19 protein-coding genes, 1 tRNA gene and 1 pseudogene are annotated in these 24,556 nt (G+C 67.9%); 7 read left to right on the top strand and 14 right to left on the bottom strand.

Translation table 11 applies throughout. From position 1 onward, the window contains the following. Positions 1-3: 3 nt before the first annotated feature. Complete coding sequence (locus tag AC1DOP_RS06735) at positions 4-735, bottom strand: transcriptional regulator (protein WP_442124070.1); 732 nt, start codon at positions 733-735, stop codon at positions 4-6. A gap of 67 nt (positions 736-802) precedes the next feature. On the opposite strand from AC1DOP_RS06735, the gene AC1DOP_RS06730 reads away from it, so the two are divergent. After that, a complete protein-coding gene (locus tag AC1DOP_RS06730; protein WP_442124069.1) occupies positions 803-2,299 on the top strand; it encodes an amidase in 1,497 nt (498 codons plus the stop codon). A gap of 113 nt (positions 2,300-2,412) precedes the next feature. Continuing rightward, on the top strand, positions 2,413-2,976 hold the full coding sequence (locus AC1DOP_RS06725; RefSeq protein ID WP_442124068.1) for a PEP-CTERM sorting domain-containing protein: 564 nt from the start codon (positions 2,413-2,415) through the stop codon (positions 2,974-2,976). A gap of 52 nt (positions 2,977-3,028) precedes the next feature. Here the strand turns inward: AC1DOP_RS06725 and AC1DOP_RS06720 are convergent, their stop codons facing one another. Continuing rightward, positions 3,029-3,421: a hypothetical protein gene (locus tag AC1DOP_RS06720; protein ID WP_442124067.1), complete on the bottom strand. Its 393-nt coding sequence runs from the start codon at positions 3,419-3,421 to the stop codon at positions 3,029-3,031. Positions 3,422-3,575: 154 nt separating this feature from the next. Between AC1DOP_RS06720 and AC1DOP_RS06715 the strand changes: the two genes are divergently transcribed. Beyond that, on the top strand, positions 3,576-3,947 hold the full coding sequence (locus AC1DOP_RS06715; RefSeq protein ID WP_442124066.1) for a hypothetical protein: 372 nt from the start codon (positions 3,576-3,578) through the stop codon (positions 3,945-3,947). Between the two features lie 59 nt (positions 3,948-4,006). Here the strand turns inward: AC1DOP_RS06715 and AC1DOP_RS06710 are convergent. From AC1DOP_RS06710 to AC1DOP_RS06690, 5 genes are all read right to left on the bottom strand, one after another. Next, a tRNA-Ser gene (locus tag AC1DOP_RS06710) sits at positions 4,007-4,096 on the bottom strand. Positions 4,097-4,238: 142 nt separating this feature from the next. Further along, positions 4,239-6,296, bottom strand: a complete 2,058-nt coding sequence (locus AC1DOP_RS06705; protein ID WP_442124694.1) for a putative bifunctional diguanylate cyclase/phosphodiesterase — start codon at positions 6,294-6,296, stop codon at positions 4,239-4,241. After that, positions 6,289-7,446, bottom strand: coding sequence for an HDOD domain-containing protein (locus AC1DOP_RS06700; RefSeq protein ID WP_442124695.1), 1,158 nt, complete (start codon positions 7,444-7,446; stop codon positions 6,289-6,291). The genes AC1DOP_RS06705 and AC1DOP_RS06700 overlap by 8 nt, the downstream gene beginning before the upstream one ends. Before the next feature lie 132 nt (positions 7,447-7,578). Then, a complete protein-coding gene (locus tag AC1DOP_RS06695) occupies positions 7,579-8,211 on the bottom strand; it encodes a response regulator transcription factor (protein ID WP_442124696.1) in 633 nt (210 codons plus the stop codon). Next, on the bottom strand, positions 8,201-9,574 hold the full coding sequence (locus tag AC1DOP_RS06690; RefSeq protein WP_442124697.1) for a cache domain-containing protein: 1,374 nt from the start codon (positions 9,572-9,574) through the stop codon (positions 8,201-8,203). Before AC1DOP_RS06690 ends, AC1DOP_RS06695 begins: the two co-directional genes overlap by 11 nt. A 271-nt stretch (positions 9,575-9,845) precedes the next feature. On the opposite strand from AC1DOP_RS06690, the gene AC1DOP_RS06685 reads away from it, so the two are divergent. The 4 genes from AC1DOP_RS06685 to AC1DOP_RS06670 all read left to right on the top strand — a co-directional run bounded on the left by AC1DOP_RS06685 (position 9,846) and on the right by AC1DOP_RS06670 (position 17,292). Then, the gene (locus AC1DOP_RS06685; protein WP_442124698.1) at positions 9,846-11,912 is read left to right on the top strand and encodes a carbon starvation CstA family protein; all 2,067 of its coding nucleotides are present in this window, start codon (positions 9,846-9,848) and stop codon (positions 11,910-11,912) included. Between the two features lie 2 nt (positions 11,913-11,914). Continuing rightward, entirely contained in the window at positions 11,915-12,112 is a 198-nt protein-coding gene (locus AC1DOP_RS06680) for a YbdD/YjiX family protein (RefSeq protein WP_435574093.1), read from the top strand. A gap of 175 nt (positions 12,113-12,287) precedes the next feature. Continuing rightward, positions 12,288-15,107 carry a hybrid sensor histidine kinase/response regulator gene (locus AC1DOP_RS06675; protein ID WP_477250572.1) on the top strand — a complete coding sequence of 940 codons (2,820 nt, stop codon included), beginning with the start codon at positions 12,288-12,290 and terminating at the stop codon, positions 15,105-15,107. 1 nt (position 15,108) lies between these two features. Next, positions 15,109-17,292: a putative bifunctional diguanylate cyclase/phosphodiesterase gene (locus AC1DOP_RS06670; RefSeq protein WP_442124700.1), complete on the top strand. Its 2,184-nt coding sequence runs from the start codon at positions 15,109-15,111 to the stop codon at positions 17,290-17,292. Between the two features lie 47 nt (positions 17,293-17,339). Here AC1DOP_RS06670 and AC1DOP_RS06665 read toward each other — a convergent pair whose 3' ends face one another. From AC1DOP_RS06665 to AC1DOP_RS06635, 7 genes and pseudogenes are all read right to left on the bottom strand, one after another. Beyond that, positions 17,340-19,748 carry a penicillin acylase family protein gene (locus tag AC1DOP_RS06665; protein ID WP_477250570.1) on the bottom strand — a complete coding sequence of 803 codons (2,409 nt, stop codon included), beginning with the start codon at positions 19,746-19,748 and terminating at the stop codon, positions 17,340-17,342. 330 nt (positions 19,749-20,078) lie between these two features. Beyond that, a complete protein-coding gene (locus AC1DOP_RS06660) occupies positions 20,079-20,960 on the bottom strand; it encodes a DUF2334 domain-containing protein (protein WP_477250568.1) in 882 nt (293 codons plus the stop codon). After that, positions 20,947-22,098 (bottom strand): glycosyltransferase, encoded by a 1,152-nt coding sequence (locus tag AC1DOP_RS06655; RefSeq protein ID WP_442124703.1) that lies wholly within the window; start codon positions 22,096-22,098, stop codon positions 20,947-20,949. The genes AC1DOP_RS06660 and AC1DOP_RS06655 overlap by 14 nt, the downstream gene beginning before the upstream one ends. Positions 22,099-22,202: 104 nt before the next feature. Continuing rightward, on the bottom strand, positions 22,203-22,793 hold the full coding sequence (gene recR, locus AC1DOP_RS06650; protein ID WP_442124704.1) for a recombination mediator RecR: 591 nt from the start codon (positions 22,791-22,793) through the stop codon (positions 22,203-22,205). Between the two features lie 25 nt (positions 22,794-22,818). Beyond that, positions 22,819-23,109 (bottom strand): YciI family protein, encoded by a 291-nt coding sequence (locus AC1DOP_RS06645; protein ID WP_442124705.1) that lies wholly within the window; start codon positions 23,107-23,109, stop codon positions 22,819-22,821. Further along, complete coding sequence (locus AC1DOP_RS06640) at positions 23,109-23,435, bottom strand: YbaB/EbfC family nucleoid-associated protein (RefSeq protein ID WP_442124706.1); 327 nt, start codon at positions 23,433-23,435, stop codon at positions 23,109-23,111. The genes AC1DOP_RS06645 and AC1DOP_RS06640 overlap by 1 nt, the downstream gene beginning before the upstream one ends. Positions 23,436-23,487: 52 nt before the next feature. Continuing rightward, positions 23,488-24,556, bottom strand: a pseudogene (locus AC1DOP_RS06635) (DNA polymerase III subunit gamma/tau); the annotation flags it as partial.

Genomic DNA, 24,556 nt, shown 5'->3' with positions numbered 1-24,556 from the left:
GACTTAACGGCGGAGCGCCGTGAACGCCGCCGGCTCCCACTCGCGCAAGGCCAGCAGCAGCCCGCTGCCGCGGCGCTTGGGCAGCGGCGAGGCCAGGCTCTCCTCGTGCAGCTCGGCGAAGCGGGCGCGCAGCTGGCGCAGCTCGGCCTGCATGCGTGCGAGCGCGCTCTCGGTCAGCATGCCATGCGTGAAGGCGAGCGACTGCTCGGGCTTGTCGAAGCCGCTGTCGAGGAAGTCGTTCAGGCCTTCGGTGCGGAAGTACCGGCGGATCGGCCCGTCCGGCATCCAGTCGAAATCGCGCGCCACGTTCAGGCGTATCCGGTTGCCGGGCATCAGGGCGATCAGGTGCAGGCGGTCCAGGTACAGCAGCTTCTGCAGGCACTCCGGCTCGCTCAGCTTGTAGACGGCCAGGATGTCCTGCAGGGTCCAGTGGTTCAGCGCGCACACGGCCACCAGCAGCAGCCGCGTATCCGACACCAGCTCCTTTTCCTGGGCCGGCGTGAGGGTGCGCACGCGGCTTTCCGTCACCGCCGCTTCCTGGGCCAGTTCGGCCAGGGTGAAGCCGAGCATATTGCTGATCTCGACCACGCGGTCGACGCCCAGGTTATCCGAGGTCAGCAGGCGCTTGACGCTGGCTTCCGACAGTCTCAGCGCGCTGGCGACGTCGCGGTAGGTCTTGCCCTGCAGCTTGAGCTGGCGTTTGATGGTCGTGATGAGTTGGGAAACTTCGGACATTGCGGCGAGATTTCTTCTATGACAATATGTGCTGTCAGATTACACCATAACAATATAGGGGATGCCAATGCAGCTTGCTGATTATCTTGCCAACGACGCCACGTCCCTCGCCCAGCAGGTAGCGCGCGGCGACGTCCGTCCCGGAGAACTGCTGGACCTGGCCCTGGCCCAGCACCGGCGCGTGCACGGCAGCGTGAACGCCGTCGTGCGGCTGATGGAAGACCAGGCGCGCGGCCAGCTCGGCGGCCCGCTGGGCGGCCCCTTCGCCGGCGTGCCCTTCCTGATCAAGGACGGCCGGCAGGATTACGCCGGCCTGCCCACCAGCTACGGCAGCCGCGCCATGCAGAACATCGTCCCCGCCCGCCACTCCCACGTGGTCGAGCGCTTCCTGAAGTCCGGCCTGGTCATCTTCGGCAAGACCAACCTGCCGGAATTCGCGATCCGCGCCGTCACCGACCCCGAGCTGTACGGCCGCACCAGCAATCCCTGGGACCTGACGCGAACCCCGGGCGGCTCCAGCGGCGGCGCGGCGGCGGCGGTGGCCGCCGGCATCGTGCCGATGGCGGCCGGGAACGACGGCGGCGGCTCGATCCGCATTCCCGCCGCCTGCTGCGGCCTGTTCGGCCTGCGGCCCTCGCGCGGACGGGTCTCGTCCGGCCCCGGCGCCGCCGAAGGCTGGTTCGGCGCCTCCAGCGAAGGCGTGATCTCGCGCAGCGTGCGCGATTCGGCGCTGGCGCTGGACGTCCTGCAGGGCGCCGAACCGGGCGATCCCTTCGTGATCGCGCCGCCTACCGAACCCTACGCCCAGGCGATGCTGCGCGAGCCGGGACGGCTGCGCATCGGCTTCACGACGGCCTCGCCGATCGGCACCGAGGTGCATCCGGAAGCGGTGAAGGCGGTCGAGCATGCCGCCCGGCTGCTGGAAAGCCTGGGGCACCACGTCGAAGAAGCGGCCCCAGACATCGACGGCGCCGCATTGGCCCAGAGCTACCTGCACATCTACTTCGGCCAGATCCCGGCCGCCGTCACGCACGCGAAAAAGCAGGGCGCGAAGGCGAGCGACCTGGAGCTCACCAACCGCCTGCTGGTCACGCTCGGGAACAGCATCTCGGCCACGTCGCTCACCGCGCAGCTGAACCGCTGGAACGAGTACGCGCGCGCCCTCGCCGCCTTCCACCAGCGCTATGACCTGCTGCTGACGCCGACCCTGGCCGCGCCGCCCGTCAAGCACGGCACCGGCGACCAGTCGGGCGCGGAAAAGGCGCTGCTGGGCTTCCTGCACGGCACTGGCGTGCTCGGCGTGCTTGCCCGCCTCGGCCTGCTCGACGGCACGATCCGGAAAATCGCGACCGACAACCTGCGCTATGTGCCCTTCACCCAGCTCTCGAACCTGACCGGCACGCCGTCGATGAGCGTGCCGCTGCACTGGACCGACGAGGGCCTGCCGCTGGGCGTCCAGTTCGTCGGCCCCTTCGGCAGCGAAGACCGGCTGCTGCAGCTGGCCCGCCAGCTCGAACAGGCGCAGCCCTGGTTCGACCGCCTGCCGTCACTGGCGCGAGGCTGAGTGCGCTAACTCAAAATCGATGAGTTCCAATTGATCAGTATCAAACGCTCACTCGGTCAATCATCGAGATTAGGTCTTTCCACTACCCGAATGACTCGGACAAAGGAGAGATCATGGCAACCAGAGCCTTATCTGCTTTATTTGCCGCCGCTGTAGCCGCAATCGCGCTCAGTCCGGCGGCGCAGGCGCAGAGCCTGACCGGTTCGCAAGTTACCGTCGCCGGCTACTGCTGCACGGCTGTCACCCCATCCGACCTGGTGACGAATACGCTCACCGCGACCGTCGGCCCGACCGTGGAGTTCCCGGAAGGGAGCTTCATGTCCACCGCGGTGGGCTTCGACGTACTGCCCGTCACCGTCGACGTCGGCGCCTCGACGATCCGGATCAGCTATACGGCGGGCGGGCCGGTGGCGCCGGGCGGATTCAACGGCTTCGCGTTCTCGTTTGCGGATGCGCCCACGATCACTGGTGCGACGGTCGATCCATCGAGTACCTATGTCCCGGTGGTGAGCTTCGGTCCCGATACCATCTATGTGAATGAGGCGGGCCAGACTTTGACCTCGACGTCCAGTGTGCTGGTGAATATTTCGGCAGTGCCGGAGCCTGGGGCGTACGCCTTGATGCTGGGTGGATTGGGATTGCTGGGGGTGATGGCTCGGCGGCGCCGGGTTCATTAAGCTGTCTTCTTGCGCAGGGAGGCGCTCTTCGATCGTCTCCCTGGCTTGGCACTCAGGATCCGACGAGTTTGCAATGCAGGACGACGTCCGGATCGATCCGGTAGGCCGCACACACGCGGTGAAATCCGTCCGCAATGATCACCTTCTTCAGCGAACTCGCGCGCATCAGCAGCACCGGCGAAATCGCTTCGCCATTCTTGATCTTCTTGATCTGCTCGCGAGTCGGGCGGTCGTCCGCTTTCGGCACCGTGAGCTGAGCGGCGCGGAGCAGATCCGTCGCCTTGAACCCCGTGATCGCTACGGATCGCATTTCTGCGACGGCTTTATCCACGTTTTTCTGGACCTCGAGCAGCGACAGGTAGTGCGCTGCTGCGCCATAGTCTTCGTCGATCGCGTCTTCGAGCCATTGGACCTGGCGAGGCTGCTGCTTGGGCTGCTTTGGCATTTGGTCGCTCCAGTTATCGTTTCGATACTATATTGTATTGCCAAGACTCGAAAACATTTGGACACATTTTCATGCATGCTGCGGTCAACCGTCGCAGCCGGGCTACGTTATTTGAACACGCACGTATATTCGTGTCCGCTCGAAGGAAAGAATCATGAAAAAACTCTCACTGCTGGCCGGCCTGGTCATGTTTGCGGCGACTTCCGCATTTGCCCAGACCACCGTACCGAATCCGGTTGCACCGTCGAGCACGACCAGCCAGGCGGCGCCGGCCAAGATGCACGAGACCCACGAGAAGGCCACCAAGGCTGCTGAAAAAACCACCAAGGCCAAGGCCGCGCCGATGGAACAGGCGCCGGGTGGCGGTAACGGGAAGGTTTGGGTGAATACGTCCAGCAAGGTGTATCACTGCGAGGGTGACAAGTACTATGGCAAGACCAAGAAAGGCGAATACATGAGCGAGGCGGATGCCAAGGCCAAGGGCTTTCATGGGGAGCATGGGAAGGCTTGCGCGGCCAAGTCCTGATTGCTCCTTTGCGCTAATGTACAAAAGCCCCTGTTAATGGGGCTTTTGTTCGGGATGCTTGGCGGAAGCGGTGAGATTCGAACTCACGAACGGTTTAACCCGTCGGCAGTTTTCAAGACTGCTGCCTTCAACCACTCGGCCACGCTTCCTTTGGGAACCGGCATTATACATAAATCGTTGCCTGACAGGCGGGCTTCGACGGCCAAGTGTGAGCTAACGTAGTGCAGGCAAACTTGGATCCCCGCCTTCGCGGGGACGACGGTGCGTATTCCCCGCCCAACTCGTGCAGCCTCAGGCCACCAGCAACCAATTCTCCCGCAGCGCCTTCTCGAACTCATACGCCGGCAGCGGCTTCCCATACAAATACCCCTGCACCTCATCGCACCCCGCCTGGCGCAGAAACTCGGTCTGCTCCACCGTCTCGACACCTTCGGCGATCACGCGGTGCCCCAGCTTGCGGCCCATGCTGATGATGGTGCTGGCGATCGCGCAGTCGCTCACGTCGGCCGGGATGCCGGTCGTGAACGAGCGGTCGATCTTCAAGGTATGGATCGGGAAGCGCTTCAGGTAGGACAGGCTCGAATAGCCGGTGCCGAAATCGTCCAGCGACAGGGCCACGCCCAGTGCGCTGATGCGGTCCATGATGCCGATGACGTAGTCGACGTCGTGCATCAGCGTGCTCTCGGTAATCTCCAACTCGAGCCAGGAGGCGTCGATGCGGTAGCGGTTCAGCGTTCCCTCCACCCTGCCTGGCAGCGAGGACGTGAACTCGCGCGCCGAGACGTTCACCGCCAGGCGGAACGGCGGCAGGCCGGCGCGCTGCCAGACCGCGGCCTGGGCGCAGGCCTGTTCCAGCACCCATTCGCCCACCTGCACGATCAGGCCCGTGGTTTCGGCCAGTGGGATGAATTCGCCCGGCGCCACCATGCCGCGCTGCGGATGCATCCAGCGCACCAGGGCTTCGGCGCCCACCAAACGTCCGCTGCCGATCTCGAATTTCGGCTGGTAGTGCAGCAGCAGTTCGCCGTTGCCGAGGGCGTGGCGCAGTCCGGACTCGATGTGCATGCGCTGCTGCATGCCCTCGTTCATGTCGAGGCGGTAGAAGGCCACGCTCTGGTCGGGGTTCTCGACGCGCTCCTTGGCTCGCTGCATCGCGATGTCGGCCATGCGCAGCAGGGTCTCGGCGTCGGTGCCGTCCTGGGGGTAGACGCTGATGCCGACGCTGGCGCCGACGCGCAGGTCGTGGCCGCCGATCGGGAACGGGGCTTCGAGCACCGCCTGCAGCTTCTGCGCCACCGTGGTGGCTTCGAAGTGCTGGCGTACGTCGAACAGGCCGATCGCGAATTCGTCGGCGGCCAGGTGGGCGACGACGTCCTCGTCGCGCAGGGCGCCGCGGAAACGCTGGGCGACCTGGCGCAGCAGCTCGTCGCCGACGGTGCGGCCCAGGGTGCCGTTAATCAGCTTGAAGCGGTTCAGGTCCACGTACAGCACGCAGGCCGTGCCTTCGTTGCGCTGGGCGGACATCAGGCCCTGGTCGACCAGGCGCGCGAACAGCGTGCGGTTCGGCAGGCCGCTCAGCTCCTGGTAGTAAGCCAGGTGGTGCAGGCGTTCCTCGGCCAGCTTGCGCTCGGTGATGTCGGTCAGGTAGGCGATCAGGCCGATCGGATTGTCTTCGAGGTCGCGCAGCGGCGACAGCGACAGGCTGGCCCAGAACACCTCGCCGGACTTTTTTCGGCGCCTTACCTCCATCATGCGGCCGCCCTGTTCGGCGAAGGCGTCCGGGAAGTCGGCGCCTTCGTCCTCCATCTCGTCGACGTACAGGAACAGGATGTGCCGTCCCACCGCTTCCACCGAGGTGTAGCCGAACAGCTGCTCGGCGCCGCGGTTCCAGCTGGTGATGTAGCCCATGCGGTCCATCGTCAGCACCGATTCGTGGATCTGGTCCAGGATCTGCGACTGGTGCGCCAGCTGGGCCTCGACCTGGGCGTAGGCGTGGGTGGTGCGCTGGGCCAGGCCGTGCATCTGCATCAGGGTCGCGGTCAAGGTGGCGAGGGCGTCGAGCTGGCGGCGGTCGTCCTCAAGGAAGGGCCGGCCCTGGATTTCGTAGCGGCCCAGGCAATCGCCGTTCAAGGTCACCGGCGCGGCCAGCGCGCCGCCCGGCGCCTCGGCGGGTATATCGGCCGGTGCAGCGCCGGCGATGAAGTCGGCCTGCGGGCAGGCCAGCAGGCCGGCGGCGATGCGTCCCAGCTCCTTGTGGAGGGCGTCGCCGCGCAGCTTGAGTACGGCCTGGCAGAGGGCAGCGCTGCTGCCGATGAGATCCTGTGGCGCAGCGGCTGGCAGCTCAGACATTGCGTGCTACCTGGATTGCCCAGTGATAGGCGTGGAGTTGGGCCTGCCACCAGCCCAGGCCGTCGATGCCGGCGGCTTCCAGCACCGCGCGGCCAGGGCCCGGCAGTTCGCACAGGCGCAGGCGCTGGCCCAGCCGGCCTTCGCGCACCAGCAGGGCTGCTTCGACATCCTCCGGCAGGTTCAGGTCGAGCAGCAGCTCGGCCATCGGCATGTGGAACAGGCGGTCGAGCAGGGAGAACACGCCGGCCATGAAGGCCATATCCTGTTCGTCGCGGTCGCCGCCGTCGCGCTTGCAGAGTTCTTCCAGCACCGCGCCGCGCCGTGCGGCGATCGGCAGCAGCAGATTTGGCGGGCCGTCCGGATGCTGGCGCGCGTACAGCAGCAGTTGCAGCCAGCGCTGCAGCTGGCGCCGGCCGATGCGGCTGATGGCCTGGCCGAAGCTGGTGATCTGGGCGCCCACCGAGAAGGCGGCCGAATTCACCAGCTTGAGCAGGTGGAAAGACAGGCCCGGATCCTGTTTCAGCTGGGCTTCGAGCTCGCGCGAATCGGCGTCCCGGGCCAGCAGCGCCAGCATGGTCAGCAAGCGTCGGCGCGTGGTGCCGTCGTCCTGGCGGGCCGCGTCCTGGGCGCCGGCATCGTCGAGCGCGTAGCGGCCGGAAAACCAGGCGAAGCCGGCGTTCTCGCAGTCGCGCATGGCATCCAGGGTGTCGACGCCGCGCGCCAGGTGGGGGCCGAACAGGGCCGGCAGCGAGCCTGGCGGCAGCGGCTCGGCATCGCTTGACACGTCGCGCGAGACGCTGCGCAGCGCCGCCGGGCGGCTCATCCCTTCCGGCAGGTCGCCGTCCAGCAGCACGCGGTAGCCGTCCATCTGCAGCTCGGCCAGGCGTTTGGCCGCACCCTCGCCCGCCATCGAACGTGCGTCGACCGCCAGCACGACGCGGTTCGGCGGCAGCAGTTTCAGGATCGGGGGTGTCAGCAGCGCCGGGGAATCCAGCAGCACGATGCAATCCAGGGGCGCCACCGCGGCCAGCAGGTTCGGCGGGCCGAACATGGCCTGCAGCGTCGGGTCGTCGAGTCCGCCCTCGGCCGCGCGCAGCAGCAGCGCAACCCACTCGTTCTGCGCGTTGGCTACCGAGCGTATGTCAACCAACGGGAACGAGGCTGCAGACATTAGTGATTATGCATGATTAGTGTGTCGCTAATAGTAGTGCAGCCATTATCGGAAAGCAACTGGAATGTTTCCCTGCGGATACATCCTGATCGAAGCTGTCGTCAATACGATTCAGCTGGCATGCTGGACGGCGAATCTGATCAGTTCCGCCTGCCCTTCGATGCCCAGTTTGCGCTTGATATTCAGGCGATGGGTCTCCACGGTGCGCACCGATAAATCGAGTTCACGGGCGATCTGCTTGTTCGATTCGCCGTTGGCGATATGGCGCAGCACTTCCTGTTCGCGCGAGGTCAGCTGGTTGTCCGGCATCGAGGGCCGCGCCAGCTGGCGGGCCACCGGGGCGCTGTAATACACGCCGCCGGCCATCACGGCGTCGATCGCCAGCACGATCTCCTTGCCGGGCGAATCCTTCAGCACATAGCCGCGCGCGCCGGCCTGCATCGCCTGGCTGACGTATTCGAACTTGTCGTGCATCGACAGGATCAGCACGGCGATGCCGGGATGGCTGCGGCTCAGCTGGGCGGTGGCCTCGATGCCGCTGCCGTCGCGCATGGTGATGTCCATCAGCACCAGGTCGACCTGGGCGGCGCCGGCCTTGGCCAGGGCCTCGGCGCCGGATCCGGCCTCGGCGACGACGCGGAAATGCGGCACCGATTCCAGGCGCGCGCGCAGGCCGTCGCGCACCAGCGGATGGTCGTCCACCAGCATGATGTGGACGGGCTTTTCGGTAGGTTCAGTCGTCATGGTTCCAGTGGCTCAGGTCGACGATCGCGCGCACCACGGTGCCCGCCTTCGATGATGTGATCTGGAGCGTGCCGCCGATCGCGTCCAGCCGCTCCATCATGTTGCGCAGGCCGATGCCGCGCTGCGGGTGCACGGCCACGTCCTCGGTGTCGAAGCCGGCGCCGTCGTCCTCGATGGCGAGGGTCAACTGGCCGCGGCGGCGGGCCAGTGCCAGCCCGATGCTGCGGGCGCCGGCATGCCGCTCGATATTCGTCAGCGCTTCCTGGGCGATGCGGAACAGGACCGTGCCCACCACCTGCGGCAGGCGCTCGACCTGGCCCTGGGACGTGAACGCGACCGGCATGCCGCTGTGCTGGCTGAATTCCTCGGCCAGATGTTCGAGGGCGGCGGCCAGGCCCATGTCGTCCAGCAGGGTCGGACGCAGGTCGTGCGAGATGCGCCTCACCTCGCCCAGCACCTTGTTGAGTTCCTCGGCGGTGCGCTCGAAACTGGCGCGCGCCTGCTGCTGCTGTTCCGGGCCGCCCGCTAGGCGGATCACGCCGGCCTCGATCTGCAGCTTGATCGACACCAGCCACTGGCTGATGCCGTCGTGCAGGTCGCGCGACAGGCGCGCCCGCTCCGTCTCCTGCGAGTCGACCACGCGCTGGGCCAGCACCTTCAGCTTGGCGTCGGCGACCCGCGATTCGCTGACGTTCAGCACCAGCCCGGAGCTGGCGACCACCAGCGCCGACAGGATCGCCAGGCCGGCGATCCACCACATCGTGGTCTCGATATTGCGCTTCTGCTGGGCGTCCACCTTCTCGAGGGCGGCGTCGACGTCGTCCAGGTAGAGGCCGCTGCCCATCATCCAGCCCCAGTCGGGGATCAAGACCACGTAGCCGAGCTTGGGCGCGGCCACGCCGGTCGAGGGCTTGGCCCAGTTGTAGCGTATCAGTCCGCCGCCCTGCTTCGCCCTGGCGATCAGGTTCTGGATGGTCGGCGCGCCGAACTGGTCGTGCAGGTTCCACAGGTCGCGTCCGACCAGCTCGGGCTGGCGCGGATGCATCAGGTTGCGGCCGTTCATGTCGTAGACGAAGAAATAGCCGTCGTTGCCGAAGCTGAGCGAGGCCAGCACGCGCTTGGCTTCTTCCAGCGTGGCCGGGTCCTTGCGGCCCGAGGACGTCAGGTGGGCGATCGCGTGCGAGGCCAGTTCCACGTAGTGCTCGAGTTCGGCCTGCTTGGTAGCCAGGTAGGCCTGCTGGATGGTGGCGCGCTGCTGCTGGGCCAGGGTGACCGCCTGCTGCCGGATGAAAAGTGCAATCGCGCACAAGGCCACGATCAGCGGGGCGATCGCGAGAAAAATCAGCTTCTGCCGTAACTTCATTCCGTGCGCATGGTTTTCGTCGTAACATGAGATTGTACGCCCGACCAGCTGGACAGGCCAGAAACCGGTTCGGCGCGACCGCAGTCTTGCAGGCGCAGCAACTACGTAGCACTACGCAGTCGACTGCGTAATCATGCGCTTGTTGATTGTAAAGAGGTGCAAGATACTGATTGATAGCTTGCCACGAATGTAAGCCGGCCCCGCCCGGTTTTGCTGTACCCACACAGAAAAAGCATTCGCAGAATAAGCAATCACCTCTGGAGGAGTCACCATGAATCGTCTTACAAGCCGGCTCGGTTGGGCTGCGCTTTCGCTGGCGGGCGCCATTGCGCTCGCCTATGTCGCGTTGAATCGCGGCGAGTCCATCAACGCGGTCTGGGTCGTCGTCGCCGCTGTCTGCGTCTACTTGATCGCCTACCGCTTCTACAGCCTGTACATCGCCGACAAGGTGATGAGCCTGGACCCGCGCCGCCAGACCCCGGCCTACAAATACAACGACGGCCTGGATTTCGTGCCGACCAACCGCTACGTGCTGTTCGGCCACCACTTCGCCGCGATCGCCGGCGCCGGCCCGCTCGTCGGTCCCGTGCTGGCGGCCCAGATGGGCTACCTGCCGGGCATGCTGTGGATCCTGGCCGGTGTCGTGTTCGCCGGCGCCGTGCAGGACTTCATGGTGCTGTTCCTGTCGATGCGCCGCGACGGCCGCTCGCTGGGCGACCTGATCAAGTCCGAAATGGGCGAGATCCCGGGCGTCATCGCGCTGTTCGGCACCTTCATGATCATGGTGATCATCCTGGCCGTGCTGGCGCTGATCGTCGTGAAGGCGCTGACCAACTCGCCGTGGGGCTCGTTCACCGTGATGGCCACCATCCCGATCGCGCTGTTCATGGGCGTCTACTCGCGATACATCCGCGTCGGCCGCATCGGCGAAGTCTCGCTGATCGGCTTCGTGCTGCTGATGCTCGCCATCGTCGGCGGCCAGTGGGTGCATGACTCGCCGACCTGGGGCCCGATGTTCACCTTCACCGGCGTGCAGCTGACCTGGATGCTGATCGGCTACGGCTTCGTCGCCTCCGTGATCCCCGTGTGGCTGCTGCTGGCGCCGCGCGACTACCTGTCGACCTTCCTGAAGATCGGTACCATCGCCGCGCTGGCGCTGGGCATCGTGTTCGTGGCGCCGCACATGCAGATGCCGTCGATCACCCGCTTCATCGACGGCACCGGCCCGGCCTGGTCGGGCAGCCTGTTCCCCTTCCTGTTCATCACCATCGCCTGCGGCGCCGTGTCCGGCTTCCACGCGCTGATCTCGTCCGGCACCACGCCGAAGATGATCGAGAACGAAAGCCATGCCCGCTTCATCGGCTATGGCGGCATGCTGATGGAATCCTTCGTCGCCATCATGGCGCTCGTCGCGGCATCGACCATCGATCCGGGCGTCTACTTCGCGATGAACAGCCCGGCCGCCGTGCTCGGCACCACCGCGCAGAGCGCCGCCGCGGCCGTGTCCAACTGGGGCTTCGTGATCACCCCCGACCAGCTGACCCAGCTCGCCAAGGACGTCGGCGAGAACACCATCATCTCGCGCGCCGGCGGCGCCCCGACCCTGGCGGTCGGCATGGCCCACATCCTGTCGAACGTGGTTGGCGGCAAGGCCATGATGGCCTTCTGGTACCACTTCGCGATCCTGTTCGAGGCCCTGTTCATCCTGACCGCGGTGGATGCGGGCACGCGCGCCGGCCGCTTCATGCTGCAGGACCTGCTGGGCGCCTTCGCCCCGGCCTTCAAGAAGACCGAGTCGCTGCCGGCCAACCTGATCGCCACCGGCCTGTGCGTGGCTGCCTGGGGCTATTTCCTGTACCAGGGCGTGGTCGATCCGCTGGGCGGCATCAACACCCTGTGGCCGCTGTTCGGCATCGCCAACCAGATGCTGGCCGGTATCGCGCTGACCCTGGGCACCGTCGTGCTGTTCAAGATGAAGCGCGCCCAGTACGCCTGGGTCACCATCGTGCCGACCATCTGGCTGCTGATCTGCACCCTGACCGCCGGCTGGCAGAAGATCTTCCATGAGAACGTCAAGATCGGTTTCGTCTCGCATGCGAAGAAATTCCAGGCCGCCCTCGACCAGGGCCAGGTGCTGGCGCCGGCCAAGAGCCTGGACCAGATGAGCCGCGTGATCTTCAACGACTATGTCGACGCCACCCTGTGCGGCTTCTTCATGTTCGTGGTGATCGCCGTGCTGGTGTTCGGCATCCGTACCGCCCTGCGCGCGAACAGGGAAGCGCGTCCGACGGTCAAGGAAACCCCGTTTGTGCCGGTCGAGCCGGCGGTCGAGGCTTAATCATGTTCAGCACGCTCGCACAGGCGGGCCGCTACCTCGGGCAAAGCATGCGCCTGATGGTCGGCCTGCCGGAATACGATACCTATGTGGCCCACATGGAAAAGACCCATCCCGGTCAGCCCATCATGAGCTACGAAGAGTTTTTCCGCGAGCGCCAGCAGGCCCGCTACGGCAACGGCAAGCGCGGCGGCTGTTGCTGACGTCCTTGCTGACGCCCGTGTAATGCCAAGGAAGGGACGCCACTGTGCGTCCCTTTTTTATTCCTCTCCCTCTGCCCTGCCCCGCGGTCTTGATACGCGACAAATGCGGCGCACACCCGCTCCCCTATAGTCCCTTCTTGCGGGAAAGCTCTTTCCCTGAAGACTAGGCCCGACTATGCCGACATTCGAGCGTTCCAGCCTGAGCCAGAAACTGACGACCATGTGCCTGCTGTCGGCCGGCTGTGCATTGCTGGTCGCCTACGCCGCCTTCGCGACGACCACGGTGACCGAGCATCGCCGCAACGAAGCCGCGGAACTGAGCGCCCTGGCCCAGGTGCTGGCGCGCAGCAGCCAGGATGCCCTGCAGTTCAACGACCGCAAGCTGGCGGCCCAGATCCTGTCCGCGGCCCAGGAAAGGCCTGCCCTCGAGGCCGCCGTGCTGTACGACCGCAACGGCCGTCCCTTCGCCTCCTGGCGTGCGGACGGCAGCCGCGGCGCCCAGCTGGACAGCCTGCCCGAGCTTGGCCGCGACGCGCTGGAGGAAGCCACGCGCGCCGCCAGCCGCCCCTGGCTGCCGAGCATGCGCGTCTACCGCCAGGTACCCGCGGGCCCCGGCGGCGAGGCGGCCGGGGCCGTCATGGTCGAGGCCGACCAGCTGCCGGTATGGCTGGGCATGGCGCGCGGGATGGGCGTGATGGCGGCGGCGCTGGCCAGCGCCATGCTGGTGGCCTGGGTGCTGGCGCGGCGGATCCGGCGCAGCATCGCCGACCCGATCGCCAAGCTGATCAGCACGGCGCAGAAGGTCGCCGCCAGCCAGAACTACACGCTGCGCATCGCCCACCAGCGCAACGACGAACTGGGCACGCTGATCGACAGCTTCAACAATATGCTGGCCCAGGTGGAGGGCCGCGGCCAGGCCCTGACCCACCACCGCGACGAGCTCGAGCGCCAGGTCTCGGTGCGCACCGAGCAGCTGGAAAAGGCCAAGAACGCGGCCGAGGCGGCCAGCCGCGCGAAGAGTGCCTTCCTGGCCACCATGAGCCACGAGATCCGCACCCCGATGAACGGCGTGCTGGGGATGGCCGAAATGCTGCTCGGCACCGAGCTGACCGAGACCCAGCGCAACTACACCCAGCTGGTCAAGCAGTCGGGCGAGCACCTGCTGGTGATCATCAACGACATCCTCGACTTCTCGAAGATCGAGGCCGGCAAGCTCACCGTCGAGTACATCAACTTCAACCTGTGGGACTTGCTGGACGACATCCACACGGTCTATACGCCGCAGGCCGAGGGCAAGGGCATCGCCATGCACTTCGACATCGCCAACGACATCCCGGTGGCGATCTGCGGCGACCCGAACCGCCTGCGCCAGATCATGGCCAACCTGCTGGGCAATGCGATCAAGTTCACCAATGAAGGGCTGATCCTGGCCAGGGTGCGCATCGCCAGCGAGGACAACCAGGCCGTGATGCTGCGCTTCGAGGTGCACGACACCGGCATCGGCATCTCGCGCGAAGCCCGCGGGCGCCTGTTCGAGGCCTTCTCCCAGGCCGACGATTCGACCACCCGCAAGTTCGGCGGCACCGGGCTCGGGCTGGCGATCTCGAAGCAGCTGGTCGAGCTGATGGGCGGCTCGATCGGGGTCGAGCACGCGCGCCCGCAAGGCTCGGTGTTCTGGTTCACGGTGGCCTTCGACAAGCGCCGCGTCGATCCGGATGCGCCGGGCGACCACCAGCACACCATCGACGGTCTGCGCGTGCTGGTGGTCGACGAGAGCGAGAGCAGCCGCGTGGGCCTGGAGCGCCACCTGGCCGCCTGGCGCGTCGAATGCGACGGCGCCGACAGCGCCGACGAAGCGCTCGAGCGCCTGCACGACGCGGCGCGCGCCGGCCAGCCCTACGACGCCGCCATCCTCGACATGGAACTCGAACAGGCCAGCGGCCTGCTGCTGGCGGCCGGCGTCAAGCTTGATCCCATGACCCGCGCCACGCGCGTGATCCTGCTGTCTCCGGAAAAGCTGGCGGCCGATCCGGTCCAGCGGCGCGAGGCCGGGGTGGCCTACCAGCTGATCAAGCCGGCGCGCGCCGCCGACCTGTTCGCCTGCCTGGCGACGCGTCCGCGCGGCCAGGTGGCGCCGGCGGCGCGCTTCGTGCCTTCGCGGCCGCTGCGCCAGGACAGCGAGCGGCCGCGCGCCCGCCGCGTGCTGGTGGCCGAGGACAACCCGGTCAACGTCGAAGTGGCGCGCGCCATGCTGGAGAGCCTGGAGCTGAACGTCGACTGCGCGCGCAACGGACAGGAGGCCCTGCACATGCTCCGCGAGGGCAAGTACGACTGCGTGCTGATGGATTGCCAGATGCCGGTGATGGACGGTTTTGCCGCCACCGCCGCGATGCGCCGCGAGGAGCGCGAAGCCGGGCGCGGACGGGTGCTGCCCATCATCGCGATCACCGCCAACGCGCTGCAGGGCGACCGCGAAGCCTGCCTGGCCGCCGGCATGGACGATTACCTGTCCAAGCCCTTCGCCCAGCAGGAACTGGCCGCCGTGATCGGCCGCTGGATGGCGCTGCCGCTGGCCGCCACCGTGCACCACGACGACGAGCCGCCGCGCCTGCCGCGCGCCTCGATCGAGGTGATCCAGCGCGACGTCATCAACCGCGTGGCGCTGGAAAAGATCCGCATGCTGTCGCGCGAGCGCGGCGACGCCCTGGTGCAGAAGGTCATCAACGCCTACGTCGACGACACCCCGCAGCAGCTGAGTACCCTGCGCCGCGCGATCGACGGCATGGACACCGGCAACGTGCGGCGCATCGCCCACACCCTCAAATCCGCCAGCGCGAACGTCGGCGCCGAAGCCCTCGCCGCCCTGTGCAAGGAGATGGAACATCTCGGCCGCGCCGACACCACCGAAGGCGCGGATTCCCTCCTGAATAACATGGAACAGGAGTTCCAGGCCGTCCGCGACTCGCTCAACGCCATCCTTGAGAAGGAAACCTGACATGGCAGCCCCCTGCTCCAAACAACGCGCGAACAGCCGCGGCGTCGTGCTGGTCGCCGACGACGATCCGGTGATGCGCCTCCTGATGCTCGAGATGCTGGAGGGCGTCAACCTCGACGCCATCGAGGCCGAGGACGGCGCCCAGGCCGTGAAGGTCGCGCGCGACTGCTCGCCCGACCTGATCCTGATGGACGTCGAGATGCCGCGCATGGACGGCTTCGCCGCCTGCCGCGCGATCCGCGACCTCGAAAACGGCGCCAGCGTGCCGATCGTGATGGTCACCGGCGGCGACGACCTGGATGCCGTCACCAACGCCTACGAGGCCGGCGCCACCGACTTCGTCTCCAAGCCGATCAACTGGCCCATCCTCGGCCACCGGGTGCTGTACGTGCTACGCGCCAGCGACGCCATCGTCCGCCTGCGCATCGCCGATGCCCAGAACCGCGCGGTGCTGGCGGCGATCCCGGACACCTTCTTCCGCATGAACGGCGGCGGCATCTACCTCGACTATGAACCGGGGCGTACGGGCAGCCGGCGGGAGAATCCGGGCCGCGAGCGGCCAGGCGAGAGCGAGGCCGTCGCGGCCGACGAATGCGTGGGAAAGCACATCAGCGAGGTGCTGCCGCGCGAGATCGCCGAACGCATGCTGGAGCAGGTCGAGGTCGCGCTGCGGATCCAGCAGGTGCGCTCGGTCGAGTATGAGCTGATCCGCTTCGGCCAGGCCCAGCACTTCGAGGCGCGCCTGGTCGCCACCGGGCCCAACGAGGTGCTGGGACTGGTGCGCGACATCAGCGAACGCAAGCGCGCCGAAGAGCAGATTCGCCGCCTGGCCTATTGCGACAGCCTGACCGGCATCCCGAACCGCCAGGCTTTCCTGGAAATGCTGGAGCGCGAGCTGCAGCGCTCGAAGATCGGCAACAAGAAGTTCGCCGTGCTCTTCATGGACCTGGACGCCTTCAAGCGCATCAACGACACCCTCGGTCACAATGTCGGCGACCAGCTGCTGCAGCAGGTCTCGGACCGCCTGCGCGAGACCATCCGCCCGAGCGACCTGCTGTCGCGCGGCGATTCCCTCACCCGCGACGGCGAGCCGCGCCAGAGCACCAACCTGGCCCGCCTGGGCGGCGACGAATTCACGATCCTGATCCCGGACCTCGACCGCGTCGAGCACGCGCTGAACGTGGCCCACCGCGTGAAGGATGCGATGCGCCGCCCCTTCATCATCGAGGGCAACGAGATCTTCGTGACCGCTTCGATCGGCATCTCGCTCTTCCCCGAGGACGGCGACGACTGCAATTCGCTGCTGAAGTACGCCGACACCGCGATGTACCACGCCAAGAACTGCGGCAAGAACAACGCCAAGCTGTACTCGTCCTCGCTGACCATGCAGATCATGAGCCACGTGAAGCTGGAAGTCGGCTTGCGCAAGGCGCTGCAGAACGACGAGCTGTATCTGCTCTACCAGCCGCAGCTGGACGTGCGCTCGTCCGAGATCGTCGGCGTCGAGGCCCTGGTGCGCTGGCGCCATGCCGAGCGCGGCGTGGTCTCGCCCACCGAGTTCATTCCGCTGGCCGAGGAGACCGGCCTGATCGTCCCGATCGGCGAATGGGTGCTGCGCACCGCCTGCAGCCAGGCGCGCGCCTGGCAGAAGCTGACCCGGCGCTCGGTGCGCATGGCGGTGAACCTGTCGGCCAAGCAGTTCAAGGACGAGAACCTGAGCCAGATCGTGCTGTCGGCCCTGCACGACACCGGCCTCGATCCGCGCCTGCTGGAACTCGAACTGACCGAGGGCACGCTGATGGACGACGCCAAGGCGACCATGGCCACCTTGGAGCAGCTGCGCGGCATCGGCGTCTACCTGTCGATCGACGACTTCGGCACCGGCTATTCGTCGATGAACTACCTGAAGCGCTTCGACGTGCGGGCGCTGAAGATCGACCGCAGCTTCATCAGCGGCCTGCCCCAGGATTCCGAGAACGCGGCCATCACCCGCGCCATCATCGCGATGGCGCACGGGCTCAAGATGGTGGTGGTGGCCGAGGGCGTCGAGACCGGCGAGCAGCTGGTGCTGCTGGAGGAATACGGCTGCGACCTGGTGCAGGGCTTCTACCTGGGGCGGCCGGCGCCGGCGGATACCGTTACCGGGATGCTGCAGTCGCTTTGGGTGCCGGTGGGTGCCAAATAGCGTAGGGTGGGCGCTCCCTGCCCACGCGTGGGCTCGGAGTGTCCACCCTACCTCGAAAACAGCAGGGTATGCACAGCAGGCCCCGGCAACAGCGGCGTCGGCGTCCCCTTCACCCAATCCTCATGCCCGCGCAGGAACCAGGGCGACAGCGGATGCCCGCTCTGCCCGCCCGGCATGTCGTACAGGCCCTCTTCCTCGCGTCCCGGCGACACCGTCAGCCGCTCCGACTGGCCGAACTTCGGTCCCGCCACGCGCGGCATGTTGGCGTCGCCCGGCAGCTGGTCGGGCGGCACGGCCAGCCAGCGCTTCAGGAAAGGCAGGGCCATGCTGATCGGATGCGCGATCGCGGCCGTATTGCGCTGGCCCCAGGTGGCCTGCGCCAGCGGCGTGCCGTCCTTCGTCATTTCGAGAATGGCGCGGTCGACGGCGGCCAGCTGCAGGTCCTGCCAGCTGGCGTAGCCCGGCGGCAGCCAGGCCGCCGGACGCTCGTCCAGCAGGCGCTCCAGCACCGCCGGCCAGCGTGAGGTGGCGACCACCATGCTGGCCTTCGGGTCGAGCTTTTCCATCTCGGCGTTGGCGCCGGCGAACAGCAGCTCATACAGCGACCAGCGGAACTGCTGCGCCAGGCGGTAGCCGACGGATGCCGTGCTGGCATGCCCGTCCCAGCTGTCCTTCAGCAGGCGGCGGAACTCGGCACGGCCGGCATGACCGGCGACGGCACGGTCGTCGAGTGCCCTCAGCAGGCGGTCGCGCCAGCCGGCCACGTACAGGGCGCGGTCGTCGAGCGCGGCGCGGAAGACGGCCGGGACGTCGGTCTTGTCGCCGAGCCGGCGCACGCCGTCGCGCAACTGGCTCGCGCGGGCGCCGAGGTCGAAACCACCGTCGCCGAGCAGCTGGGCGTCCGGGCCGGACAGCTGGCGGCTGTTGGCCGTCACCAGCTGGCCGCCGGGCGGGTTCACCACGCGCGGATGCGCGGCCGGCGCCAGCAGCTCGCGCCAGGTCGGCGCGGCGCCCTCTCCTGCCAACGGGAACGACACCGCCAGCCCGCGGCCCGCCTCGTCCCGGCGCGGCAGCGCGCCGGCCACGGTCCAGCCGATGTTGCCGTGGTCATCGCCGGCGACGATGTTCTGGGCCGGGATGCCGTCGGCGGCGCCGGCGGCCAGGGCTTCGTCCAGCGTGGTCGACGATTCCAGCTTCAGGTGTTCCAGGTTCAGCGCCTGCGGCGAATGCGCGACCCAGTGGACGGCGTACAGCGTGCCGCCGGCTTCTCGGATCGGGCCCAGGCTGGTCTCGCGCACGCTCAGGCGTTCCGGCGCCTGGCCTTTGACGAGAATGGTTTCGGCGTGCTCGGCCGGCGTCTCCCAGCCGGAAGGCAGGCGCACCTGGCCGGCATGGTCGCCGTCGGTGTCGAGGCGGACCAGGTCGAGCGTGTCGGCATAGCTGTTGGTGAAGGACCAGGCCACGTGGCCGTTGCTGCCGACGATGACCAGCGGCGGCGCGCCCGGCAGGCTGACGCCGACCACGCGCCGCTGTGCTCCTTGCGCATCGGGGAAGCGCAGCGCCAGCCGGTACCAGATGTTCGGCAGCTGCAGGCCGAGGTGCATGTCGTCGGAGACGATCGCCGCGCCGCTGCTGCTGCGCGAGCCGGCCAGCGCGTAGTTATTGCTGCCGACCGAATCGACGAAGCCGACGCCGGCCAGCTGGCGCGGCGGCACCGCCTCCTTGCGGCCCCACCAGGCCGCCGCGGTGGCGGGAATCGCGGCCGGCGCCAGCGATAGCGCAGGCGCATCCAGCGGCGCATCCCACTGGCTGGCCTCGGGCAGCAGGAAGGCGCGCTGGGCCGGGTCGAGATTGCGGGCCAGCCAGCCGCGCGCCAGCTCGCGCGCTTCCTGGTTGCCCTGCAGGTCGAAGTACATGGCCCACACCACCAGCAGGGAATCGGCCGCCGTCCACGGCCGCGGCGCGGCGCCGGTCAGCGCATATTCGAAGGGCCGTGCGCCGAGCGCGTTCACGCCGTCGTTGACGCCCGCCGCGTAGCGCTCGAGGAAGGCGCGCTCCTGCGGCCCCAGGCGCGCCAGCACCTCGGCGGCGCGGGCGCGGAAGCGGTGCAGGCGGTGGGAACGGTCGAGCGGCAGGGCTTTCGGTCCGAACAGCTCGGCCAGTTCGCCGGCGGCGCTGCGGCGCAGCAGGTCCATCTGGAAGAAGCGTTCCTGGGCGTGCACGAAACCGGTCGCATAGGCCAGGTCGAGGCGGTTGGCGCCGCTGATGGTCGGCACGCCGTTGGCGTCGCGCGCCACTGTTACCGAGCCGGACAGGAGCGGCGAGGTGCGCTTGCCGTCGAGCTGGGCGAGGCTGGCGCGCAGGAACAGCCAGCCCCCGAGCACGGCCAGTGCCAGCAGCGCCACGAGCAGCAGCCCAAGCCGCCGCGTCCAGATCAGCCATGCCCGTCGTGCCATCCCCGTCTCCCTCGCAAAACGAGCATCTTGCCAGAAAACCACTACCGCTGCGCGTGAAGCAGGCATTCGACGTGCATTGGCGCTGTCCGCCAGCCTGCGCTATTCTGATGCAAGGCGCATGGCGCCGTCGACATGGAGGTCCTATGTCATCATTTTCAGTTGCTGGCGTGCTTTGTCTCGCCATCGCCGCCTCAGGCTGCACGACGCCGCAGGAACGGGCCGCGCAGAAACAGGCCGAGGCCGCAAACATGATCACCGTCTACGGCCCCGCTTGCGCGCGGCTGGGCTATGCGCCCGATTCCGATCCCTGGCGCAACTGCATCGTGAACCTCAGCACGAAGGACGATCTGCAGCGCTATGGACCGTCCCCGGGCTATTACGCGGGCTGGGGTCCCGGCTACTGGCGTGGAGGCGGCTATTGGGGTCCGTACTGGTAAGCGGCAGCTCGCCGGCCAGGCGCTTCGCGCACTCGGCCTTGGTGACGGCGCTGCGCCGCGCCAGCAGGCGTTCCAGTGCACGCTGGGTATGCCGCACCAGCTCGGGATAGCGCGCGTCCGGCGGATGCAGGCTGAAGCGCACCAGCGGCCCGTCCGCCAGCAGCGCGGCGGTGGCGTCGGCCACCCGCGGCGACAGCCAGCGGCCGCTGCGGTTGCGCGCCGCGTACACCATCGACGGCGATTTCACGACCGGGCCATTCCGCAGGCAGTGGAAGTGGCTGAAGGTGGTGGTATAGGCGAACGGCGATTCGCGCAGCGCCTGCCAGGCGCCCTCGCCCAGCAGCCAGGCCGGCGGCACGAAGCCGGCCGGGGTCCAGCCGCGCTGGCGGAACCAGTCCAGGCCGAGTTCGAGCCGGCGGCGCGCCTCGTCGTAGTCGAGCGCCGCGAATTCGCCTTCGCGCCGCGTGTACACGTTGCGCAGGAAACGCGCGCGCAGGCCGCCGCGCCTGGCTTCGGTGTCGAGGTGGCTGTAGCCGTGCAGCGCCAGCTCGTCGCCGCGCGCCAGCGCCGCATCCAGGGCCGCCTCCATCGCGGGCGAGCGCTCGGGGCGGAAGTGATAGTGCGGCACCACCAGCCAGGTCAGCGGGATGTCGGCCACCGCGCGGATCGCCTGCACCAGGCGCAGGCAGTCGGGCCAGGTGGCGGGCGCGACGTCGTGGATCGACACGCACAGCATGCCCGGTTTGGTATTGTCCGGCGCTTCAGTCGGTAACACAGATACGCTCCGGTTCGCGCTGGACGGGCTGGTAGCCGCCCAGCAGCACGTCGTAGCGACCCAGCACCTGGGGCAGGATCTGGTCCCAGTCGTAGCGCTCGACCGCCTTGCGGCGCGCCGCCTGCCCCATGCGGACCATGTCACGCCAGTAGATGGCTTCGATCGCTTCGGCCAGGCTGGCGACGCTGTCCGGCTTGGCCAGGATGCCTGTTTCCCGGTCGACCAGCTCGGCCACGCCGCCGCGGTTGGTGCCGACGACCGGCAGGCCGCAGGCCATGGCTTCGAGCACGATCAGGCCGAAGGTCTCGCAGTCGCCCGGATGGGCCAGCACGTCGCAGCTGGCCAGCAGGCGGGCGAGCTGGCGCTGGTCGCGCTGGAAAGGAATGATGGTGAGGTTGTTCGCGCGCGGCAACTCGTCACCGCTGCCGACCAGTACCAGGTGGTAGCGCCCGCCCAGTTTGCGTGCCGCCTCGATCAGCACGTGCAGCTTCTTTTCCGGCGTGAAGCGGCCGGCGTAGACCAGCAGGCGGGTGTCGGGATCCAGGCCGAGCTGTTCGCGCAGGGTCTCTTGCTGGGCCTCGTCCTCGCGCAGCGGTTGGAAGACGCGCGAATCGATGCCCAGCGGCTGCTGGACGGCACCGTGCACGCCGATGGACTCCAGATGCTCGACCATCACCCGGCTGGGCGCCAGCACCAGGTCGAACTGGCGGTAGAGATTGGCGAGGTAGCGGCAGGTGCCGTGCGCGATCCAGCGGCCCAGGCGCGGACGCACCAGGCGCGGCAGGTCCGAGTGGTAGAAGGCGACCGCGGGCACGTCATGGCGTTTGCGCATGCGCAGCGCGGCCCAGGCGCAGTGGCCGGCATCGCCCGCCTCGACCAGGTCGGGCTTGACCGATTCCAGCAGGCGCGCCGCGCGCGATACCGACAGCGGCATGCGGAAACCGTGGAAGCCCGGCACGTTGGCGGCGGGAATGCGCACCAGCGGCGGCAGCGAATCGTCGCAGGTTTCGACGTTGGAACTGAGGATGGTGTGCTGGACGCGGCCGCGGCGCGCCAGCCAGCGCGCCTTGGCATTCAGGTAGGTGCTGACGCCGCCTCCTTCGGCCGCGTAAAACATCGTGATGTCGACGAGGTGCATGCTCGATTCCGGTCAAACTCCGGTCAAATGAGGCCTTGGCCCGCTAGCCCAAGGGCGCCGGCGGCCTCATGCATCGGCCCTGGCGGTCCCTTGTGGGAGGCTCATTATGCACTTCGCCTGTCGAGCATGGCGCGCGCAATCGTGCCCGCGTCCACATACTCGAGTTCGCCTCCTACGGGAACCCCGCGCGCCAGGCGGCTGACCTTCAGCCCACGCGCTTTCAGCATTTCGCTGATGTAATGGGCGGTGGCCTCGCCCTCGTTGGTGAAATTGGTGGCCAGCACGACTTCGTTGACGATGCCGTCGGTGGCGCGGCCGACCAGCTTTTCCAGGTGCAGGTCGCGCGGGCCGATCCCGTCCAGCGGCGACAGCCGGCCCATCAGCACGAAGTACAGTCCCTTGTAGGTCAGGGTCTGCTCGATCATCAGCTGGTCGGCCGGGGTCTCGACCACGCACAGCAGCGCATGGTCGCGCTCGGGGTCGGCGCACAGCTCGCAGACCTCGAGCTCGGAAAAGGTATTGCACATGGCGCAGTGGTGCACCGCCTCGACCGCCTGGTAAAGGGCGCGCGACAGCATGGCGGCGCCTTCGCGGTCGTGCTGCAGCAGGTGGAAGGCCATGCGCTGCGCCGACTTCGGCCCGACGCCCGGCAGGCGGCGCAGGGCCTCGGTCAAGAAGTCGAGCGATTTGGACATGATGGTGATCCGGATGTGCCCGCGCTCAGGCAGCGCGGTAGGCGGCCAGCGGCTCCGCCGTCATGACGGGAACGAATTCGGTGATCTCGTAGTGCGCCACCCCGGCCTGCTGGAAGGGATCCTCGCGCAGCACGTCCTCGAGCTCGGCGCGGCTGGCGGCCTGGGCCACGATCACGCCGCCGTCGCGCGGCACCTTGCGGCCCGACATCAGGAACAGGCCGCGCGCATACTGCTTGTCGAGGAAGGCGCAGTGCGCCGCCAGGAGTTCGTCGATGCGCGCCAGCGGCGCCGTATAGTGCAGGGAGACGATGAACATCAGAACGGCATCTTGAAGCCCGGCGGGATCGGCAGGCCGGCGGTCAGGCCGCTCATCTTTTCCTGGGTCGTCGCTTCGGCCTTGCGGATCGCGTCGTTGAAGGCGGCCGCGACCAGGTCTTCCAGCATGTCGCGGTCGTCGCCCAGCAGCGAAGGATCGATCGTGACGCGCTTGACGTCGTTCTTGCAGGTCATGACCACCTTGACCATGCCGGCGCCCGACTGGCCTTCGACTTCGACCAGAGCCAGCTGGTCCTGCGCCTTCTTCATATTGTCCTGCATGGCCTGGACCTGCTTCATCATGCCTGCGAGCTGGTTTTTCATCATGGTGGTGTTCTCCAAAAAAGTCGGGTGAAACGAAAAAGTGGTGAAGACCCGGTCAAGTACCGATCGGACGTACCGAGCCCGGCACCACGAAGGCGTCGAAAGTCTGCTCGAGGGCCTGGATGAAGGGATCGGCGCCGACGGTTTCCTCGGCCTCGCGCTGCAACTGCTCGCGGCGGACCCTGGCTTCGACGCTGGCGGTGTACCAGACCGGGCCGATCTCGGTATCGATGTTCACGCGCACCGCCGGGAAGCATTCCTGCAGGGCCGCGCACAGCTTCTCGCTGTTGCCGCTGGCGCGCAGGGTATCGACCGGCACGCGCAGGCGGAAATTGGCCGACGAGCCGTCCGAGGTACAGCTGACCAGCTCGGTCTGGAAGGCCAGCTGCTGGGCCACGCCGCGCAGCGACAGCGAGGCGGCCAGCGCCGGCCAGTTGCCATCCCAGCCGATCTCCGGCACCGGCGTGACCACGTAAGGATGCGGCGGCGCGCTCGGCGCCTGGACCCGCGCGGCCGGCGGCGCGCTGACCGCGGCCGGGGCCTCGGCGGCGACCGCGGTGTCGTCGGAAAATTCGGTGACCCAGGACGGCGGCTCGTCGTCGGCCACTGCCTGTTCATAGCCCCGGGGTGCCTGTGCGGGCGCCTGAGCGGCCGGCTGAGGCTGGGCCTGGCGCATGGCCGGCTGTGGCTGGGCGACGGCTTGCGGCTGCGGGCGCGCGGCCGGCTGGTCCCATGGGGCCGGTGCGGAAGGACGCGCGGCTGGCGCGGGCGCGGCGCTGGCCATCGGCGCCGGTCCGGGCGCAGGTGCCGGGACGGGAGCGGGTGCCTGCGCCGCCGCCGCCGGGGCTTCAGTGGCTGGCGGCGGACGGCGTCCGCCACCGCCGGTGGTCATGCGGGCGGCGGCGCGGGCCGCTTCCAGCGCGGCATTGATGGCGGCGCGGGCCGGGCTCAGGGCTGCGCCGGCGGCGGATGCGGGCGCCGGCTGCGCTGGAGCTGCCTGCTGCGCCGGAGCTGCCTGCTGCGGTGTCTGCGGTGCCTGCGGTGCGGCGGCAGCCGGTGCGGCGCCGGACGCACGGGCAGGCGCGGCCGCGGCGGCGGCCGCCGCCGGACGGGCGGCCTGGGCC

This window comes from Massilia sp. 01N410, from assembly GCF_056399665.1.
This window is presented reverse-complemented; position numbering and strand designations above follow the sequence as displayed.